Origin of the sequence: Streptomyces sp. SP18CS02, assembly GCF_036322365.1 — a bacterium.
GTDB lineage: Bacteria > Actinomycetota > Actinomycetes > Streptomycetales > Streptomycetaceae > Streptomyces.
In genome coordinates, this window is the sequence record NZ_JAQYXC010000118.1 from 1 (window position 1) to 449 (window position 449).

Below are 449 nucleotides of genomic sequence, written 5' to 3' on the forward strand. Positions count from 1 at the left end.
AGCCTCATGCGGGGAGTCTGGCACGGTCCGCCGCCCCCTCCGTACGCTCCGCCGATGAAGATCAGGACGGCCCGCCGGGGCCCCTGCTCCGTCTTCTTCGCGCGAGGAGGGCTTCTCCTGGACCGTGACCATCGACGCCGGCTCGGACGACGGCATCAAGCGCGACATGACGGTGCTCAACGGTGACGGACTCGTCGGCCGTGTCACCACCGTCGGCCCCGCTCGCCGGCGGGCCTCCCGGGTGCGCGCGCGTGTCGGGTGTCGCGCCGTGCGGCCTGCCGATCCCGCGGTCCTCCAGGGCCAGGGTCTGGCGGCCGGCCAGGGGGTCCGCGCGTCAGGCGCCACGACGGACCGCCAGGGGCGCGCACTCCTCGCGGGTGGCCTCCTGGGCGTGCCCGATGGGCGGCGGGGCGTGGTGGGGGGGGGCCGTCTCGTGGGCGGCGGGCGGG

1 protein-coding gene is annotated in these 449 nt (G+C 76.8%); it reads left to right on the forward strand.

Annotated elements, in window-relative coordinates; translation table 11 throughout:
• Positions 1 to 124 precede the first annotated feature (124 nt).
• A partial coding sequence (locus PUR26_RS34515) for a rod shape-determining protein MreC (protein ID WP_443076918.1) occupies positions 125 to 449 on the forward strand: 325 nt, incomplete at its 3' end.